Annotated in this window: 18 protein-coding genes and 1 tRNA gene; 9 read left to right on the top strand and 10 right to left on the bottom strand. The window is 41.7% G+C overall.

What is annotated here, in order from left to right; genetic code table 11:
- Positions 1-188: 188 nt before the first annotated feature.
- Entirely contained in the window at positions 189-338 is a 150-nt protein-coding gene (locus IGI86_RS04865) for a hypothetical protein (protein WP_005229155.1), read from the top strand.
- A gap of 59 nt (positions 339-397) precedes the next feature.
- Here IGI86_RS04865 and IGI86_RS04860 read toward each other — a convergent pair whose 3' ends face one another.
- Positions 398-586 (bottom strand): hypothetical protein, encoded by a 189-nt coding sequence (locus IGI86_RS04860; RefSeq protein WP_008377804.1) that lies wholly within the window; start codon positions 584-586, stop codon positions 398-400.
- A gap of 229 nt (positions 587-815) precedes the next feature.
- On the opposite strand from IGI86_RS04860, the gene IGI86_RS04855 reads away from it, so the two are divergent.
- Complete coding sequence (locus IGI86_RS04855; RefSeq protein ID WP_008377802.1) at positions 816-1,475, top strand: Ltp family lipoprotein; 660 nt, start codon at positions 816-818, stop codon at positions 1,473-1,475.
- Positions 1,476-1,680: 205 nt separating this feature from the next.
- Here the strand turns inward: IGI86_RS04855 and IGI86_RS04850 are convergent.
- Together IGI86_RS04850 and IGI86_RS04845 are read right to left on the bottom strand one after the other, a co-directional pair.
- Positions 1,681-1,768, bottom strand: a tRNA-Ser gene (locus IGI86_RS04850).
- An 84-nt stretch (positions 1,769-1,852) separates the two neighbouring features.
- Positions 1,853-2,419, bottom strand: coding sequence for a TetR/AcrR family transcriptional regulator (locus IGI86_RS04845; RefSeq protein ID WP_005237185.1), 567 nt, complete (start codon positions 2,417-2,419; stop codon positions 1,853-1,855).
- Positions 2,420-2,696: 277 nt separating this feature from the next.
- Between IGI86_RS04845 and IGI86_RS04840 the strand changes: the two genes are divergently transcribed.
- The 4 genes from IGI86_RS04840 (at position 2,697) to IGI86_RS04825 (ending at position 6,683) form a co-directional block, all read left to right on the top strand.
- Complete coding sequence (locus IGI86_RS04840) at positions 2,697-3,455, top strand: threonine/serine exporter family protein (protein WP_194188554.1); 759 nt, start codon at positions 2,697-2,699, stop codon at positions 3,453-3,455.
- Positions 3,452-3,922, top strand: coding sequence for a threonine/serine exporter family protein (locus IGI86_RS04835; RefSeq protein ID WP_194188553.1), 471 nt, complete (start codon positions 3,452-3,454; stop codon positions 3,920-3,922). Before IGI86_RS04840 ends, IGI86_RS04835 begins: the two co-directional genes overlap by 4 nt.
- A 188-nt stretch (positions 3,923-4,110) precedes the next feature.
- A complete protein-coding gene (locus IGI86_RS04830; protein WP_005229140.1) occupies positions 4,111-4,710 on the top strand; it encodes a TVP38/TMEM64 family protein in 600 nt (199 codons plus the stop codon).
- Positions 4,711-4,880: 170 nt separating this feature from the next.
- Positions 4,881-6,683: a glycerophosphoryl diester phosphodiesterase membrane domain-containing protein gene (locus IGI86_RS04825; RefSeq protein ID WP_430617776.1), complete on the top strand. Its 1,803-nt coding sequence runs from the start codon at positions 4,881-4,883 to the stop codon at positions 6,681-6,683.
- Between the two features lie 99 nt (positions 6,684-6,782).
- Here the strand turns inward: IGI86_RS04825 and IGI86_RS04820 are convergent, their stop codons facing one another.
- The 4 genes from IGI86_RS04820 to gdhA form a co-directional block, all read right to left on the bottom strand.
- Positions 6,783-8,078: an ISL3-like element ISEfa11 family transposase gene (locus tag IGI86_RS04820; protein ID WP_429972316.1), complete on the bottom strand. Its 1,296-nt coding sequence runs from the start codon at positions 8,076-8,078 to the stop codon at positions 6,783-6,785.
- Positions 8,079-8,266: 188 nt separating this feature from the next.
- On the bottom strand, positions 8,267-8,476 hold the full coding sequence (locus IGI86_RS04815; RefSeq protein WP_005237189.1) for a hypothetical protein: 210 nt from the start codon (positions 8,474-8,476) through the stop codon (positions 8,267-8,269).
- A gap of 362 nt (positions 8,477-8,838) precedes the next feature.
- Positions 8,839-10,185 (bottom strand): glucose-6-phosphate isomerase, encoded by a 1,347-nt coding sequence (locus IGI86_RS04810; RefSeq protein ID WP_005229134.1) that lies wholly within the window; start codon positions 10,183-10,185, stop codon positions 8,839-8,841.
- A gap of 102 nt (positions 10,186-10,287) precedes the next feature.
- Positions 10,288-11,637 (bottom strand): NADP-specific glutamate dehydrogenase, encoded by a 1,350-nt coding sequence (gene gdhA / locus IGI86_RS04805; RefSeq protein ID WP_016613917.1) that lies wholly within the window; start codon positions 11,635-11,637, stop codon positions 10,288-10,290.
- A 160-nt stretch (positions 11,638-11,797) separates the two neighbouring features.
- On the opposite strand from gdhA, the gene IGI86_RS04800 reads away from it, so the two are divergent.
- Positions 11,798-13,060, top strand: a complete 1,263-nt coding sequence (locus IGI86_RS04800) for an NAD(P)/FAD-dependent oxidoreductase (protein ID WP_016613916.1) — start codon at positions 11,798-11,800, stop codon at positions 13,058-13,060.
- 139 nt (positions 13,061-13,199) lie between these two features.
- A complete protein-coding gene (locus IGI86_RS04795) occupies positions 13,200-14,237 on the top strand; it encodes a tagatose 1,6-diphosphate aldolase (RefSeq protein ID WP_005237193.1) in 1,038 nt (345 codons plus the stop codon).
- A gap of 55 nt (positions 14,238-14,292) precedes the next feature.
- On the opposite strand, the gene ybaK is transcribed toward IGI86_RS04795, so the two are convergent.
- Genes ybaK through IGI86_RS04780 form a run of 3 tightly spaced genes read right to left on the bottom strand, consistent with a single transcriptional unit; the run spans position 14,293 to position 16,762 of the window.
- The gene (gene ybaK / locus IGI86_RS04790) at positions 14,293-14,784 is read right to left on the bottom strand and encodes a Cys-tRNA(Pro) deacylase (RefSeq protein ID WP_005237194.1); all 492 of its coding nucleotides are present in this window, start codon (positions 14,782-14,784) and stop codon (positions 14,293-14,295) included.
- Between the two features lie 50 nt (positions 14,785-14,834).
- Entirely contained in the window at positions 14,835-15,587 is a 753-nt protein-coding gene (gene aroD, locus IGI86_RS04785) for a type I 3-dehydroquinate dehydratase (RefSeq protein WP_005229128.1), read from the bottom strand.
- A gap of 5 nt (positions 15,588-15,592) precedes the next feature.
- Positions 15,593-16,762, bottom strand: a complete 1,170-nt coding sequence (locus tag IGI86_RS04780) for a class I SAM-dependent rRNA methyltransferase (protein ID WP_010749701.1) — start codon at positions 16,760-16,762, stop codon at positions 15,593-15,595.
- A gap of 237 nt (positions 16,763-16,999) precedes the next feature.
- On the opposite strand from IGI86_RS04780, the gene IGI86_RS04775 reads away from it, so the two are divergent.
- Positions 17,000-19,084, top strand: coding sequence for an LTA synthase family protein (locus tag IGI86_RS04775; protein WP_016613914.1), 2,085 nt, complete (start codon positions 17,000-17,002; stop codon positions 19,082-19,084).
- Positions 19,085-19,220 lie beyond the last annotated feature (136 nt).

The following is a 19,220-nucleotide window of genomic DNA, read 5'->3' as shown; positions in this document are numbered from 1 at the left end:
TTTACTGACTCCAGCAAACTTCTTTTGCTTCCATTCTCAGCATTGATTTCCTGAAAATAATCAGTCAGATTTGTTCGTTTGATAGTTTTATTGGACTATTGTGAAAAAAAGTGTTATTCTAACTATGGAATTTCGTTATCAACTAACCGTTGCCTTTCAATGACAAGTTTTAAGAAAGGAGAATGACTATGACATTCTATAACACAGATCTACAATATCGTGTAACTCTGGATACCAAATTGAATTTATTTATCGTTTTCGATAAAAAAGATGCGAATCATTTTGCGACTGGAATTACGATCGAGCAAGCTGTACAAGAATTGAAAAAAACTGCATAAGGAGTTTATCCAAATGAAGGATACCGATTCGTACTGAAAGCACCTCGCTAAGGAAATAATTAGCTAGGTGCTTTCTTGTTTTTTGGCTCGCTTTTGTCTTTTGCAGCATCCACTTCTTGCTTCTGTCCACTTTGCTGTTCATCTAGCTGTAAGATTTCATCAACAGATCCTTGCGTAATAAACTTACTCAATCCCTGTGCCGCAACTTTTGTATAACGCATAAAATAATCTTTTTCTTCAAAATCCATCTTCTTGCCTCCTACTGATAAAACTGTGCTTTTATTAAGTTTACCATCTATTTCACTAGTCATTCTTGAGCGTCATTCCTTTAATACTTATGAATGATCCATTAATAGCATACACGTTACATTTGTCAAATCATCCTTTTCCTCTATTCATGAAAAGACAAATCTGTTTTCTGGTACAGAACATAGTACTATTGTCTTTTCAGGAGACTTTTATTTAGGAGGAATTTTTATGGCTACGTTTTTCGCCATTTTGTTTTTCATTGGATTGTTCTGTTTCGTTTTTGGCATTGTCTTATTTTATATTGGGCTAGTAAAACAAAATGCAAAACGAGATCGAAACGTTTTGATCATTGTCGCTTCCGCTTTTATTGCCTTGTTTTCTTATGGTGGCTTGTCCTTCTACCAAGATGTGACATCTTTCGATAGCATCACTGCGCAATTAAGCCTTTCTTTACGTAACGAATCAAGGCAAAGCGAATCCTTTGGCGATGCCGCTGCTTCCATGGAACAACCACAAGGAGAACAAAAAGCTGGCAACAACGAAGCAAGTAGCGCACAACAAGAAGAACCCGCGAACAACGAGCAACATACACCTGAACTTTCTCGTGAAGAAAGAAATGCACTGAATCGTGCAGAAAGATACTTATCCAGCAATGCGTTTTCTCAGTCGAGCTTAAAACGCCAACTACTCTATGAAGATTTTTCTGAGAGCGCAGCAGACTTTGCCGTAGCCACCGTGGATGCCGATTGGAACGAGCAAGCATTGAAAAAAGCGATTCGCTACTCGCAAAATTTATCCTTATCGGATGAGCGTGTGGCGAGCCAACTTTCCTTTGAAGGCTTTACTTCTGAACAAATTGAATACGCCTTAGCACGTTTGCCCGATTGATTCTTTTCGTTTGTTGCAGGACCACAAGCAAAAAAGATATCGGCAAGTTGACGGAACAATTATGCTGTTTTCTAGACCGAGTGTAGGTTAATCGCTTTTCAGATGGTTATCGATCAACCTCGGCAGTCATTTATATTCTTCTGCCCACAACAAACAAAAAAGCCTATCTCGAAAGATAGGCTAAACGCTCCAAAGCGTTGGTATAAGGAGAGTACAGGATTTGAACCTGCGCGCCGGGATGAACCGGGTCGGCGGATTTCGAGTCCGCTGCATTACCACTCTGCCAACTCTCCATAACAGTTATTTTCGCTAGTTTTACAAAAAATGTCAAGAAAAATCTGCATCCAAAATGGAAATGGATACAGATTTTTTGTTCTTTAATCGAAAATATAGTTTTCTTTCTTTTCGATTACGCCTTCGATCGTCTCGTTGATGATTTTGATGATCTGATCATCGGTGGGTGTGATGATACCCGCCGACATTAAGGAAGCCAAACCAGTCACAACGATCCATGCGCCATTATGTAGTGCATTTATCGCATCTTCGGATAGATCTGCATATTTTTCTTCTGATTTGATCAAGGATTTGAAATAGGTGGATGAAAAATCATGCATCAATTTCCCACCGCCGTAGTCGTCGATAAAAAGGGCGATGTAGAGATTGTGCTGCTCTTGCGCGAAGCGTATATAATTCAGGCCTAAATCAACAAGTTTGTCTCCTGTTCGAACGACTGGAAAAACATTTTCCGATAAATCTTTGAAAACAGCCTCCACCAAGGTATTTTTTAAGTCCTGCATATTTTCGAACTCAAGATAAATTGGTTGAGTAGAAATTCCCATGTGCTTAGCGATATTCCGGGCCGTAAAGTTGCCAAAACCTTCTCTATTGATCAGTTCATAAGCGGCCTTCAAAATGTGTTCTCTTGTATAGACCTTCCTTCGCATCAATAAATCCCCCTTTTTATATTTATTTAATTGTAACCGAGATATTCATTTTTTAAAAATAAAACACTCCTTCCGTTATCTTATTTCTATTCACTTTGTTCACTAAAAACGAATGTTTAGTAATAGGAAATGTTCTGCTTTTTTCATTTATCACAAAAAATCCAACGGATGGCGTTCTAGTTATTTTTCAAATCTACTTTTCTTTCTTGTTGAAAACTCGCTGAAATTGTACACTAGGAGTGTAGCACGCAAATTCGATTGAAAAAGGGGTTTGGAAATGGCTGAATCAAAAGAGCTATTATTGGAGACCTGCTTATTAGCAGGGAAAATCATGATGGAAAACGGCTCGGAAGTGTATCGCGTGGAAGATACGATGAATCGAATTGCGGCAAACGCTGGAGAGCAAGGGAGTATTAGTTATGTAACAGCAACTGGACTTTTTATGGGCTTACGCAGTAGCCACTATGCACAAGTAGAAAATGTTCATGATCGAGTCATCAATCTCGAAAAAATTGTTGCCGTCAATGGGCTCTCTCGCGCCTATGCGGAAAAGAAACTTTCCTTAGCGGAACTGCATGAGGCATTAAAAAAGGTCAATCAGACAACACCAAGTTTTCCTTACTGGCTACAGGTTCTTAGTGCTGGCGTGGTCAGCAGTACCTTAATGATTATTTTTGGCGGTGCTTGGTTTGACTTTCTAGCGACCTTCGTCATTGGCTGCCTTGGCTTTTTGTGTGCGTATTGGGTCAAGAAACTGATCGACATTCGCTTTTTGGATATGTTTTGTGCCTCCTTACTGATCGGTGCTTTGTCTGTCTTAGCGGTCTCTCTTCATATCGCACAAAACGTCGATAATTTGATTATCGGTGCCGTCATGCCCTTAGTCCCTGGTGTAGCAATCACCAATTCCTTTCGAGATATCTTGGCAGGCCATCTCATTAGTGGCACAGCTCGGGGAACAGAGGCCATCTTTACTGCTGCCGCGATCGGTGTCGGCATTGCCACGGTCTTCACCTTATTTGGAGGGATCTCATGACGATTTTTATTCACCTTTCCTTCAGCTTCTTAAGCACTGTAACCTTCGGCATCTTGACCAATATTCCTAAAAAAGCCTTAGTTGCCACAGGCATTGCTGGAACGGTTGGCTGGATGATCTATTGGTCATTGCAAACGATTGGCTACGGTCTAGGCAGTGCCAACTTCTTAGCCGCATTTGCCGTCGGTTGCGTCAGCATCTTTTTTTCCCGCAGAAAAAAAATGCCCATGATCATTTTTAACATTCCCAGCCTCGTTCCCCTCGTACCGGGTGGGCCTGCCTACAAAGCCGTTCGAGAATTCGCTTTGGGCGACAACTTTGTCGGTTTTGAAAATCTGATGATCGTTGTCATCACCGCTGGGGCGATTGCCGGCGGGTTCATGATGACGAGTGTGGTTGAAAAGATCGTCAATCGCTGGCAAGTGAAACGCACAAAAAAACGTCATCCAGATAAAAAAATCTCCTGAAACTATTGGCGCGCAGAAACTATAAATTTTTCTTATTTCAGACTTTAGTACAATGTTTTCTTTTCGGACTTCTTTTATAATAAGAGCATACCTTACAAAACTGTTTGACGTTTGTCATTTGTTTTACTGGATTTTTCTGGTCTCACCCCGTATAGTGAGATTATGAAACATAAAGGAGATGAAGTCCTGTGAGCATAGCAACTTCTCGTCGTATCATTAATACGATTTCTATTATTGGCTTAGGTTTATCGATCGCGTTAACCATCTATTTTATCAATCTAGGTGTTTTCAAAGACATTAATGCACTGCGAGGACTAGTTGGAAATTCCGTTATCTTAGGACCAATCGTCTTTATCCTATTGCAGATCTTGCAAGTAGTAATCCCGATTATTCCCGGTGGTGTCTCCAGCGCTGCAGGTGTCTTGATTTTCGGTCCTTATCTAGGATTCGTTTATAACTATGTAGGAATCAGTATTGGTTCTGTCATTATTTTCCTGCTTGGCCGACGATATGGTAAACCATTCATTTTAAGTATGATCAGTGACAAAACTTACGATAAATATATCGGCTGGTTAGACAACCAAAGCCGATTTGAAAAACTTTTCGCCCTTGCAATCTTTCTACCGGTTGCCCCAGATGATGCCCTTTGTCTAATGGCTGGCTTGACCAACATGACAGTGAAGAAATTTACGTTGATTATTTTGTTGGCAAAACCTGCTTCAATTTTCTTGTACAGTATGGCATTGATTTACGGTGGAACATTCTTAACTGGTTTGTTAGGCGGATAAGAATCATATGTAAGAAAAACGATCAATTCAGCGAGCCGAACGTAAAGAAGCTGCTTTTCAAACAGGGAACTATGCCTGTGGCAAATGTGCTTCTAAAACTGTTCGGCTCTTTTTTACCGCCTTTCTAGAATAAATTGAACCACAATACTTACTTTGTTAGGATGACGACCATGAATTATTTAAAAAACAGCTTAGTCAACACGTGGGATTTTTTGAAAGACAGCAATGCCTACTTCCGTGATGTTTTATTGATGCACGGTGCCTTGTTGTTCTTAGTGATCCCGATATTATCAGCTTCCACCAAGTTCGTCTTAAAGCGCGGCGGCTTGCCTTATCTTTCTTTCGATAATATCGGTAGTATCTTTACAGATCACCCTGTTGTGTTGCTCTCATTAACCCTGATTTTGCTTTTGATCTTATTAGCCGTCTTTTTTGAATTTACTTTCTTACTGCTGAGTGTCTATTTTATCAAAAAGAAGCAGCCCATCAGCTTGCGGCAATTGTTACGAATGACTATTTTGCAATTGCGCAAATTACGGCCGATGACCTTTTTATTTTTCCTTTTTTACTTCTTACTGATTTTACCCATCGGTGGATTGAGTTTTAATTCGGATTTACTCGCAAAAATCAAAATCCCTGCTTTTATCATGGACTTTATTTTTGCCAATCGTGTCTTGATCATTGGGGCAGTGCTTTTGGTTTATGTTTTGTTGATTTACTTGGGGATTCGCGTGATCTTTGCCTTACCGGAAATGATTTTACGTGATCTGCCCTTTCGAAAAGCGATCAAAGAAAGCCTCCAAGTAACAAAACGCCGTTTTTTTGCCATCGTTGGTCAATTTGTCTTTATCGGTGGTAGTATCTTATTGATCACGACTCTGGGCTTCACGCTGCTGATTACCCTTCAAGCGGTGATTGAAGTTGTTACACCGGACTATGCGTTGTATAGTGCTGTTTTTATTATGACTTTCTTGCAGTTTATTTTGTTACTGAATGTCATTTTATCGACCGTGGCTATTTTTTACATCATCGTTGATTTCATGGAGGATGAAGGCTTTTTACCAGAGATCCCTTCGTGGTTCCACCAAGAACCATTGAACCAGCGACATTTTCTAGGACTGAAAAGTTCCTTGTTTACCTTGGTCACGGTACTTTTTGGTGTTGGGGTTAGTCTGTATAATATGAACTATCTGACCTCAGCTGCTTCGATCCATCCGGTAACGATCTCCCATCGAGGGGTAAGCGACGGACAAGGGGTCCAAAATTCCCTTGAAGCGTTACGTTTTACTAGTGAGAAATATCAGCCGGACTACGTGGAAATGGACGTCCAGCAAACAAGTGATGGTCATTTTATTGTCTACCATGATTTTTCTTACCGGCCTTTGACAGGCGGCAAAGGAAAACCCGAGCAATTGCCCTTGAGTTACGCCGAATCACTGACGGTTTCAGAAAACAACCAGACAGCCCGTATTCCAACTTTTGACGAGTACTTGGCGCTTGCCAATCAGTTGGACCAAAAATTACTGGTGGAGATCAAAACCCAACAAAAAGATACTGCGGCACTCGTAGATGCCTTCTTAGAACGATACCAAGAGGATTTAGTTGCAAATGGGCATATTATGCAAAGTCTCTCCTATACAGTTGTTGAAGAATTAAAAGATAAGGCGCCTGAATTGACGTCGGGATACATCATGCCTTTCAATGTCGTAGGGCCGCCACTGACCAGTGCCGACTTTCTGACAATGGAATACAGTACGATCAACCGCAACTTCATCGCTTCTGCCCGGACCGATGGCAAGGAAGTGTTCGTTTGGACCCCCAATGATGCGGATACTATCAGCCGAATGCGTTTTTACGGTGTAGACGGGATCATTACTGACCAAATGGGGATTTTAAATGAAGAGTTGAGTTTGTCGGAAGAAGACATGACTTATTCAGACAAACTATTGAATTTCGTGATTGGCGTTGGCTGATCTCACACAAAGAAAAAGGCTCTTTGTCAATAAGGACTGATGAGTTGTGCAAAATCAAATCTGGGTCAGAATGAACCACATTCTGGCTCAGATTTTTTGTTATCTTACATTGATTAATTGATTGATCAAAAAGATTCTAATTCTCATGTTCTCGAATGATTTAAATCCGTAGGATACTCGTTTCATTGTCTTTATGTGGGTATTCTTCGCTTCTATTTTTCCATTGGAATAAGGATAGATCATTGCGTTGGTGATGCCTTCTTCATAAGTCAGAAGGTTTTGAAGCTTCTCCCGAAAGCCGTCATCTAACGTTTCGGGAAGTTCTGCCAATATGCAGAAAAATAAGTCAGGGTCTTTGTCTCGAAAGGCTTCAACTAATTCATGAAAAAAGGGGTACGCCTCCTTCAGGGGCGTAGAAAACTCAAGCAATCGATCAATCATCATTGCTTCAGTAAGAAATGGGTATTTTGGTGCTCGGAAACTTTTCCATGTTTTGTATTCATAATGGTTGATGTTTGCACGATTTTTTAGCAAAAAGCGCCAGTTCTTTTTCAGTTTTTCTGCCTGGCTTTTCTGTCCCGCTTTACGAAGTTCATTCATTTCACGGATACGCAACTCATTGAACGCTTGATTCATGTGTTTGACAATATGAAACCGATCAATCACTACTTTCGCATTTGGCAGAACACGTTTGGTGAGCTGGAAGTAGGCGGCGTTCATGTCTGTCACCAAGAATTCTACTTCTTCTGGATTGGTACAACCTAAGAAATAGCTTGTTAATCGAGGTAATTTACGCGTAGGCAAAACATCTATTAATTTTCCTGTTTCGCCATCTGCGCAAATAAAGCTCATTTTATCTTCTATGGAAGCATGCGAACGAAATTCATCAACCATCAATACTCTGGGGAGAATCTTCTTAGATTGCTTTGGTAAATAGCTTTTAAACTCTTTCAATGTACGAATAACGGTGGTCAAAGATACCTGACAGCTTTTCGCAATAAAAGATAAAGATACTTTTTCAGTCAGTAAAGAAGCAATTTTATATCTAACATGATTTGCGATTGAATGTCTGGGTTGGACAAAATAACTTTGAGCAGTCCAATGGGTTCGGCAGTTTTTACAGGTATAGCGCTGCTTTTTTAGGCGCATAACCAAAGGCATATGATTGTATTGTTCAAAACGGACAATCGTTTCCTTCTTCCCATTTTTCACTATAATTGCTTTCCCGTTTCCATCTACCACAGTAGAACCACAACTTCTACAAGCACGAGGAGTAGGCGAGAGAACAGCATCGACGACCAACGTCTTTTTCTTCTGAAGGGTCTCGTAAGAGACCTCTATAATCATCAAATCTTTCTCTATTATTCTCAGCATTTTTTTGATAGAATCATTCATATAGCATATCGTCCTCTCAGTTGTTTATTTTGTGGTGATTTAATCATACTAGAGAACGATATGTTTTTTAATACCTAAAATGAAAATGGGACTGAAGAATCAATTCTGATTCATCAGTCCCATAAATTATAGAGCCAAGAAAAATGCTGCTCACGGTGATCCGTTGAGCAGCATTTTTTGCTAGTTGGTTAGGCAACGTTCGTCTGCGTACAAATTTTGTTGAAACTGACGATCATCCGACGATTACAAGCTTCTACTTGTGCTTGATCTTCTTCTTCATAACTTGAAACGACGATCAACGCCGTATGTACGTATAGTTTTTCCACCACACCGATCACAGGCTTGCTCGCCCCGACAGGTTGGCAGACATATTTTTCACCGATCGTAATATTCTCCATATCCTCACCTCAACCGTTTTCTTTCATAAAGATATAATAACAAAAAAGCATCAAATTGAAAACGTTTTATTTCAATTTATCACGCATTTGTCACCAAGAAATGACAGTTTCGTTCGTTCAAACGCACTGGTTTGTTCGTGCCACTTCTTAAAAAGCATTTTATACTAAAGGAAATCAAAAGGAGATGAGTCAAATGCCAATTATTCAAACCTGTATCTTTGGACTATTGTCTGCTGCGTTGCTTTGGGGATTAAAAGAAGACCGCTGATTTTTTGGATCAACTATCGAGTAACACAACAAACGCGAAAATAAAACAACGCCTTGTGCCAATCAGAACTGGCACAAGGCGTTTCTTTGTCGAATTATAGACGTTCGTTCAATTCTTTTGCAAGATCTTCGAAACCTGGTTTGCCAAGTAAGGCGAACATGTTTTTCTTGTACGCTTCAACCCCTGGTTGGTCAAATGGGTTCACACCGTTTAAGTAACCAGAGATACCTACAGCGATCTCAAAGAAGTACATCGTGTAACCTAACGTGTACGCATCCATTGTAGGAATTTTTACTAACAGATTAGGTACATCCCCATCTGTATGGGCAAGTAACGTTCCTTCAAAAGCTTTCGTATTAACAAAATCAACTTCTTTTCCTTCTAAGTAGCCAAGACCATCAAGATCTGCTTCTTGTGTAGGGATCGCAATTGATTTGCGTGGTTTTTCAACTTTTACGACAGTTTCAAAGATATTGCGACGGCCTTCTTGGATGTATTGACCAAGAGAATGCAAATCTGTTGAGAAGTTTGCACTTGAAGGATAGATCCCTTTTTGGTCTTTTCCTTCAGACTCGCCGAATAATTGTTTCCACCATTCTGAGAAGTATTGCATGCCTGGTTCGTAGTTGATCAGCAATTCGGTTACTTTGCCTTTGCGATAAAGGATGTTACGCATTGCTGCATATTGATACGCTTCATTTTTTTCAAGGTCGTCACTTGCGTAAGCATCGCTAGCATCTGCTGCCCCTTGCATCAAGGCATCGATATCTGCTCCGCTGGCAGCGATTGGTAATAAACCAACAGCAGTCAATACAGAGAAACGGCCGCCGACGTCATCTGGAATCACAAAGGTTTCCCAGTTTTCAGCATCTGCTTCAACTTTTACTGCACCTTTCGCTTTATCCGTTGTTGCGTAGATCCGTTTGTTGGCTTCTTCTTTGCCGTATTTTTCAATCAAACGTTCTTTGAAAACACGGAAAGCGATCGCTGGCTCAGTAGTTGTTCCTGATTTTGAGATCACATTCACAGAGAAGTCACGGTCACCGATGATTTCGATCAAATCTGCTAAGTATGTTGAAGAAATCGAATTACCGGCAAAAAAGATTTGAGGTGCTTTGCGTTCTTCATTTGGTAGCAAGTTAAAGAAAGAATGATTTAAGAAATCAATCGCTGCTTTCGCTCCTAAATAAGATCCGCCGATCCCGATCACGACTAGTACTTCAGAATCAGATTGAATTTTTTCAGCCGCTTTTTTGATACGCGCAAATTCATCTTTGTCATAATTTTTAGGAAGGTCGATCCAACCTAAAAAGTCGCTACCAGCACCTGTTCCTTCGCGTAATTGTTTGTCTGCTGCTGTAACTTGACTTTGCATGTAGCTTAATTCGTATTCGTTTACGAATGGTGCTACTTTCGAATAGTCAAACTTGATGTGTGACATGATTTGTCCTCCTTGAAAAAATAGTTTTTCATACACTACCTACTTTACGTTTTTTTCCAACTTTTTTCAAGTAATTCCTGATAGGTAGCCTGTTGGGTGATTTTAGACAAGTCCTTGAGCAAACATTGCTTTAGCAACTTTTTCAAAGCCTGCGACGTTCGCACCTAACATAAAATTATTTTTTTGATCGAAGGTTTCAGCTGTATCACGGCATGCTTCATAGATCGACTTCATAATATCATCCAATTTGGCATCGACTTCGGCTTTTTCCCATTGCAATCGTTGGGAGTTTTGACTCATTTCTAAAGCAGAAACGGCTACGCCGCCGGCATTGGCTGCTTTTCCTGGGCAGTAGAAAATTCCTTCTTCAATAAAATATTCTGCTGCTTCTAATGAGCTAGGCATATTCGCGCCTTCAGAAACGACCCGGACGCCATTGGCTTTTGCACGTTTGGCTTGCGAGAGATCAATCTCGTTTTGGGTCGCACAAGGAAAGGCTAATTCCGCTGGAGTATCAAAATCCCAGACAGTTGCCCCTTCATGATATTCCGCTGTTGGCCGTTCCTTGGCGTAAGCCGTCAAACGTTCGCGTTTCACTTCTTTGATCTCTTTTAATAAGGCCAGATCAATGCCGTCTTTGTCATAAATAAAACCAGAGGAATCAGAACATGTGACAGGGATCGCACCTAATTCTTGCAATTTCTCAATTGCATAGATCGCAACATTGCCGCTTCCAGAAACGATCGCTTTTTTGCCTTCAAATGTTTCATCTAAGTCTGTCAATAAATGCTTAACGAAATAAACAGCGCCATAACCCGTTGCTTCTGTGCGGTTTTTACTGCCCCAGAAGTCTAGTGGCTTACCGGTTAAAATCCCGGCATCGTATTGTTTCAATCGTTTGTAGGCACCAAACAAATAGCCGATTTCCCGACCTCCGACACCAATGTCGCCAGCAGGAACATCTAGGTCAGGTCCGATATGTTTTGACAGCTCCGTCATAAAGCTTTGGCAAAAACGCATCACTTCGGCATCTGATTTGCCTTTTGGATCAAAGTCACTTCCGCCTTTGCCGCCGCCGATCGGCAGACCCGTCAAGCTGTTTTTGAAGATTTGCTCAAACGCCAAAAACTTCAAAATACTCAAGTTTACACTTGGGTGAAAACGCAAGCCGCCTTTGTAAGGCCCCATTGCAGAGTTGAATTGAATCCGATAGCCACGGTTTACTTGCCAGTTGCCTTGATCGTCTTGCCACGGGACTCTGAATTGGATAAAACGTTCTGGTTCAGTTAAGAGTGCAAGGATATTTGATTCAATATATTCTGGATGCTCCTCTAAAAAGGGAACGATCGTAGGCAAAAATTCGTCAATTGCTTGAAGAAATTCCGGTTGGTGTTGGTCTTTCTCGTGAATCTTCGCTTGAATTTCTTTCACGTAAGCTGAAGCTTTGGTCATAGTGCATTACCTCCTTTAAGATATTTTCTATTTTAAAGAAATTTTCTGAAATTGCACGCTTTTTTTTAGAATTGTCAGAATTTTTTATCATTCGAAAAAAATCGCCCTCTCCTTTCAGCAGTCATAGGCGATGTGTTACAATCCCAAAGAGGTGAGAAGAATGGAAAAAACCTATGATGTCATCGTTGTTGGTGCAGGTACGAGCGGTATGATGGCTGCGATCACCGCTGCCAAACAAGGTGCTAGGGTCTTATTAATCGAAAAAAACAAAAAAATCGGCAAGAAACTATTGATGACTGGCGGCGGACGCTGCAATGTAACCAATAATCGGCCGGTAGATGATTTAGTTGCTCATATTCCAGGAAACGGCAAGTTTTTGTATAGTACGTTTTCCCAATTCAATAACTATGATGTAATGGCGTTTTTCGCAGACTTAGGTGTCGTCTTAAAAGAAGAAGACCACGGACGGATGTTCCCTGTGACGAACAAATCAAAAACCATCGTCGAAGCGCTGCTTCAAGCAATCAACGATCATCACGTCACCCTGTTGACGAATACGGTCGTAACCAAGCTGATCCATGATGGCAGCCAAATACGCGGCGTACGAACCGAAACCGATGAGTTCTCTGCCCCAAGCGTGATTTTGACGACGGGTGGCCGCACCTATCCTTCCACGGGCGCGACGGGGGACGGCTATAAGATGGCGAAAAAAGTCGGGCATACCATTACGCCGCTTTATCCAACCGAATCGCCGCTTGTTTCAGAAGAATCTTTTATTCAAGAACGGACCTTGCAGGGCATTTCCTTACAAGACATCACCTTGAGCGTCTTGGATCAAAAAGGAAAGCCCATCGTCGCCCATACCATGGATCTTTTGTTTACCCACTTTGGGTTATCTGGTCCAGCTGCTTTGCGCTGTTCCTCTTTTGTGAACCAAGAATTGAAAAAGCAGCAACCAGTGACGGTTGTTCTGGATTGTCTGCCGACGAAAGCCCAGGAAGCCTTGACCCAAGAATTAATTCAGTCTGCGGCTTCGAAGAAACAATTGCCGAATGCTTTAGCTGGCTTTTTGCCTGAGCGCTTGATGACCTTCTTTTTGCAGCAGCTAGACTTGCATGAGCTGGTTGCTGAAAAAGCCTCACCGGAACAGTTGACGGCGCTCGCTTCCTTGATCAAAGGCTTTTCAATCACCATTGTCCGCACGTTCCCATTAGAAAAGTCCTTCGTGACGGGCGGCGGGGTCCATCTGAAAGAAATCAACCCTAAGACCATGGAAAGTAAGAAAATCAATGGCTTGTATTTTGCCGGTGAATTGCTGGATATCAATGGTTATACAGGTGGTTTCAACATCACCGCTGCGTTTTGCACGGGTCATGTTTCTGGAAAAAACGCAGCAGAAACAGCTAGTTATTTCAATTATTGATCGACGACCCGGGTGTTCGCAGCAATATCCTGGCCTGTAGCTGCGAACACCTGGTTCTCCCCCTCTTTTTGCTTATTAGTTGGGTTTTTCTCAAAGTAGGCGTAGACTAAAGATAGCAAGATCGAGGGAGGTTTTTTTTATGAAACGAATTTCAAGAGGTAAATTTGAACGAATGCAAAAACTTTCAAATGAGGACGGTGTGATTGCCGCACTAGCGATCGACCAACGTGGTTCCATGAAAAAAATGATGAAGGCGGCAACTGGACCGGATGACTTTACGATGGAACACATTTATGAATTCAAACAGTTGGTTTCCCAAGAACTGACCAAATATGTCAGCAGTATTCTGTTAGATGAGGAATATGGCTTCTTAGGGATCGAAGCAAAGAATCCCAATGCTGGCTTGATCCTTTCCTATGAAAAAACAGGCTATGATGTCAACACGCCGGGTCGTTTGCCAGAGATTTTACCCAATGAATCGTTGCAGCGCTTGGTGAAAAAAGGTGCGGATGCTGCAAAAGTCTTGGTTTATTATAATCCAGATGAACCCCAAGAGATTTTAGATACCAAACATGCGTTTTTGGAGCGTTTAGGTACGGAGGCACAGGCGGCCGATATTCCCTTATTTGTGGAACCGATCGTCTATGATGATGAGATCACAGATGACAAATCACCTGCTTTTGCCAAGATCAAACCGAGCAAGGTCATCCGAACCATTCAGGAATTGACGAAAGATCACTACCATATCGATATTTTGAAAGTCGAAGTACCGGTTCAGTTCGACTTAGTGGAAGGCTTCCAAAAAGAAGGCTTAGAGGCCGTCTATACGCAAGAAGAAGCAGCCAATTACTTCAAAGAAGCCAGTGACGCCGCGACTCGGCCATTTATCTATTTGAGTGCGGGAGTTCCAGCGAATGTCTTTCGCGATGAATTGACCTTTGCTGGTCAACACGGTGCTAAATTCTCAGGAATCTTAGGTGGGCGAGCAACTTGGCGCGATAGTGTGGAAATTTATGGGAAACAAGGTGCCAAAGCGTTGTTGGAATGGCTGGACACCCAAGGGAAAGAAAATGTTGAAGAATTAAACGCCATTCTAAAACAATATGCCACTCCATGGTTTGACTTTTATGGTGGTTTAGAAAATATTGAGGTTTTCGATATTGAAGTAATGGAATAAAATAGTACAAAATAATCCCCGTGAACGGCATTTCAAGATGGTTCACGGGGATTTTTTATTCGTGTTCAGGTGCCAACAAATCGGCAAAGATCGCCCTAGTCAATTGTTGTAACGCTTGTGGGGCAAGCCCCATCTGCAACCCGCGCTTTCCTGCAGAAACCACGATTTCTTCCAGTGTCTGCGCCCCACGATCAATATAAGTAGGAAAGAGCTTTTTCATCCCGATCGGCGAACAGCCGCCGCGAATATAGCCAGTCGTTTCTTCTAAATCTCTCAGATGCAGCATCTCTACTTTTTTGTTTCCACTGACTTTGGCTAACTTTTTCAGATCCACTTCTCTGTTTCCAGGAATCACAGCCACTAGCGGACCTGTTTTGTTGCCCACTGCCACCAGCGTTTTGTAGATGGCTTGCGGGCGTGCTAGTTGCACAGCGACGGATTGCGCATCGAGATGGTCTTCCGACCACTCATAGGTGTATTCGTTATAAGCGATTTTCTGTTGTTCTACTTGACGGATCGCATTGGTTTTTTGTTTCTTCTTCGCCATTTTATCCCTCTTTTGTTTTGGTTTCTTTTAAGAGAAGGCCTTGGCTGGTCTTACTCATTGAGTGAAAATTCTTGTAAGTAGTTGGTCATTCGTTCGATCGGTATTTGTCCAGGTGCTGAAGCACCTTGCAACGAAGCAAAAGTAAAGACCGAACCAGTCAATGCCCCACTAACCCGGCTGATTTTCCCCAGCTCCCCCATCGACATGATCGCCAACGGCAGTTGGTTGAAGCCACGCGCTTTAGTAATGATCCCCATCAAACGTAAAACATCTTGGACTTGCTTGGGCATCATCGCTAACTTGCCAACATCGGCACCAAATTGATTCATTACGCCGATCTTTAAAATCAACACAGCATCTTCTGGCGTTTTCTCAAAATCATGATTGCTCAATATCAGCTTTACCTGTGCCTTTTTGATTTCTTGAATAAAGGCTCGACCTAAAAATTCAGCTTTCTCTAATTCGACATCGATCCAATCGATCAAGCCTGAATCAGCAGCAGCTAAACACAATTCTTTGTACTGGGTCAATGTGAACGCCCGCTCGCCCCCTTCTTCCAAGGTTCGAAAAGTGAAGAGCAGCTCTTTGTGCTTTAATGTCGTGCGAATATGTGATAACGCATCTAAGACCGCTTGCTGGTCTTCGACATGTTTGTAATGATCAACACGCCATTCGACGATCTGTGCCTCTGATTCCTCAGCAGCAATGGCTTGTTTCAAGATCTCTTCATTGGTTTTCCCAATCAATGGCACACAAATCAACGGTGTTTTCCCGTCTAACGTTACTGGTTTTGATCGGCTCATCTACTTCACTCCTTTTTCATTTGATAAAAGAATACTTTCAGATAGTTCCCTTCGGAAAAATGCTTATCTACCGCAAAATCAGCTGGTAGACGATAACTTTGAATACATTCATAAGCAACGTGTGCTTTCTCTAAGGATGCTTCGATCATTTCTTGAAACTTCCTCGGTGAAAGATTGGCCGCATTCGTTGAGGCGATCAACAAGCCATCAGGCGCTAAAATCGCCAAACTATCAGTGACTAAGTCGCCATAATTTTTCGCAACCGAGAAGACCTTTTTCTTGTTGCGGGCAAAACTCGGCGGATCTAAAACGATCACATCAAAGCGCAAGTCTTTTTTGCTGGCATAATTGAAGTAATTGAAAACATCCATGACATGGATACGCTGGGTATCTGGATCAATGCCGTTGACTGCAAATTGTTCGCGGGTCTTTTCTAGACTGCGTTTTGCCAAATCGACGCTCGTTGTTTGAGCAGCGCCACCGACAGCAGCAGCGACAGAAAACGCCCCCGTATAACTGAACATATTTAAAACCGTCTTGCCAGCTGCCAAGCCATCAACAAGTTGCCCACGAACTTCTTTTTGATCCAAAAAGATGCCCGTCATTAGTCCTTCGTTCAAATACGTCGCATACGTGACGCCATTTTCCTTCACCAGTAAGGGTTCAGGTGCCGTTTTTCCATAGACCCATGCTGATTCAGGCAGCTCAGACGTAAAGCGGATTTTTTCATAAGCCCCTTTGATCTCGGGAAATATTTGACGAAAAGCCGCCACGATCGCTTTTTTATGTTGATAAAGGGTGGCATTGTACCAAGAAAAAACGACATACTCGCCATACAAATCTACGGTAAGTCCCCCCAATTGATCCCCCTCGCCATTAAACAGACGAAAGGCATCTGTCAGGTCATCTTGATAGTAAGCAATGCGTTTGCCTTTTGCTTTCGCAAAGCGTTGCGCAAAGAATGCTTGGTCGATCACTGTTTCTTCAAAGGATACGACCCATCCGATCCCTTTATTTTGTTCCCCAAGATAGCCGACACCTAAGAAATGGTTGGCCTGATCAATAAAGGTGACCCACTCCTTCGTCTCGATTGCTTGTTGAAGATCTTCTCGTTGGATCAACGGATTCTTTTTGCGAAGCTTCGCTGATCCTTGCTTCGTTAGTTTTATTTTCATGTTCATCTGCTCCATTCATTCTCCTTTTTAGTATAGCAAAAAGCGACAGTATTGTCTGTATCCTTGAAAGTAAAGAAATACTTAATTCCGCGTCATGACAAGGAATTCATTTGACACGTCTTTCACAGCCTAGTAAAATGTACTGTGATGTAAAATCGTAATTTACCGGTTATACTGGAAAAAGAGAGGACGATTCCTTTGAAAAAAAATAAAGTATCCACCTTTGTGAATACAAGAATGGGCTTTTTTTTCCTATTAGCCCTATTATTTTGGCTAAAAAATATCTTTGCCTATATGGTGGACTTCCACCTAGGTATTGAAAGCAGCATTCAGTACTTCATCTTATTCATCAATCCGATCGCAACGACTTTGTTGTTGCTGTCGATCGCATTGTACGTAAGAAGAACCAAAGCAGCTTATATCACGATGCTTGTGATCTATTTCTTGATGACTCTGCTGTTGTTCTCTAATGTTTCGTACTATCGAGAATTCACTGACTTTATCACCATCAACACGATGCTCGGTGTAGGAAAAGTAGCAAGTGGTCTAGGAGAAAGCGCAATTCGCTTGTTCCGTCCCTACGATGTGTTGTACTTCATTGACTTTATCGTGCTGATTGCAGCCTTTTCAATGAAAAAAATCAAAATGGACACTCGTCCTGTGCGGGCACGGATGGCTTTTGCGATCTCAACCTTAGCTGTCATGGTCTTTTCTGCCAATCTTTTCTTAGCAGAAGCGGATCGTCCTGAACTGCTTACTCGAACGTTTTCTCGTGACTATTTAGTGAAATACCTTGGGATCAACGCCTTTACGGTTTATGATGGGGTACAAACTTATCAAGCTTCGCAAGTACGTGCCGAAGCGAGTCCCAACGACATGAACGAAGTAGAGAGCTATGTTAAAGAACATTACGCAGAACCAAATGATGATCTGTTCGGTATCGCAAAAGGCAAGAATGTCATTTATATTCACTTAGAAAGTGTTCAGCAATTCTTGATCGATTATAAATTGAAAGATGAAGATGGCGTGGAACATGAAGTCATGCCGTTTATCAATAGTTTATACCATAGCGATAGTACCTTTAGTTTTGATAATTTCTTCCACCAAGTAAAAGCTGGGAAGACCAGTGATGCCGAAACATTATTCGAAAATTCCCTGTTTGGATTGAATCAAGGAGCGTTATTCACTCAACTGGGTGGGAAAAATACCTTTGAGGCAGCTCCAGATATTTTAGGTCAAACGCAAGGCTATACCAGTGCTGTTTTCCACGGAAATACCGGTACCTTCTGGAACCGAAATGAAACCTACAAACGGTTTGGCTATGATTATTTCTTCGACGCATCTTATTATGATGTCAATGATGAAAATTCATTCCAATACGGTCTACATGACAAACCGTTCTTTGAACAATCCGTACAATACTTAGAACGTCTGCAACAACCGTTCTATTCAAAATTCATTGCGGTTTCTAACCACTACCCATATTCTGAATTTACCAATGAAGAAGGCGGCTTCCCGCTAGCGAACACTTCTGATCAAACGATCAATGGCTATTTCGCAACCGCGAATTATTTGGATAAAGCCGTGGAAGAGTTCTTCAATTACTTGAAAGAAAGTGGCTTATACGAAAACTCAGTCATCGTTTTATATGGTGACCATTACGGAATTTCCAATTCTCGTAACCGTAACTTAGCAGAATTGCTTGGAAAAACAAGTTCTACATGGACAAACTTTGACAATGCCTCGTTACAACGTGTGCCTTATATGATTCATATTCCAGGACAATCAAACGGCGGCATCAATCATACGTATGGTGGCCAAGTCGATGCCTTGCCAACCCTATTGCACTTACTGGGTGTGGATACATCAAACTATATCCAATTAGGACAAGATTTATTCTCTGATCAAAACGAACAACTGGTTGCTTTCCGCGATGGCGACTTTGTGACACCAGACTACACCTACTACAGCAGTACATTGTATGACAATCGTACCGGCATGCCGATCAACGATCCATCCGATGAATTGCAAGCCAAAGTCGATGAATGGAAAGCCAAAGTCGACAAGCAACTTTCGGTTTCTGATCAGATCAATAATGGTGACCTTTTACGATTCTACGCGAAAAGCGGTCTAGAAGAAGTTGATCCTTCGACCTATAACTACAAAGACGCCCTTCAGCAAATGATGGACATTGAAAAGAATCTAGGCAGTGATTCAACTAGTGCCTTTTCTCAAAATGGCAATCAATCGACCGTCGATCTGTATCAAACAAAAACCTTCCAAGAATACCAGCAGATGACGGAACAAGATAGCGGCGAGTAAAGTAAGAACAACCAATAATCAATCCAGTAAGGCACCTGCCTTGCTGGATTTTTTTGCACTATTTGATAGGAAAAAGTCGAACTTTCTTGCCACTTTTTTAGCTTCGATATTTTACTACAAGAACTTCATACTTTAT

The sequence above is a fragment of the Enterococcus sp. AZ188 genome (assembly GCF_050544075.1).
Lineage (GTDB): Bacteria > Bacillota > Bacilli > Lactobacillales > Enterococcaceae > Enterococcus_D > Enterococcus_D entomosocium.
Note: the sequence above shows the minus strand (reverse complement) of the source record. Positions and strands in the feature narration are given on the sequence as shown.